The 220-nt window shown below is 63.2% G+C and carries 1 protein-coding gene; it reads right to left on the reverse strand.

Going from position 1 to position 220, the window contains the following annotated elements; all coding sequences use genetic code 11:
- Positions 1-220, reverse strand: a 220-nt coding sequence (locus tag U5A58_RS40780) for an ATP-binding cassette domain-containing protein (RefSeq protein WP_321965492.1), incomplete at both ends; no start/stop codon positions are given.

Genomic DNA, 220 nt, shown 5'->3' on the forward strand with positions numbered 1-220 from the left:
GTACGCCGGCACGCCCTTGATCGACTGGCCCATGTACTCGATGTCGCCCGCCGAGTACGGCTTCAGGCCCGTGATGGCCTTCATGGTCGTGGTCTTGCCTGCGCCGTTCGCGCCGATCAGCGTGACGAGTTCGCCCTGGCGGACTTCCATGTCCACGCCCTTGACCGCCTGGATCCCGCCGTAGTTGACCTGCAGACCCTTGATTTTCAGAACCGATGTC

The sequence above is a fragment of the Paraburkholderia sp. J7 genome (assembly GCF_905220155.1).
In the GTDB taxonomy this organism is placed as follows: Bacteria; Pseudomonadota; Gammaproteobacteria; order Burkholderiales; family Burkholderiaceae; genus Paraburkholderia.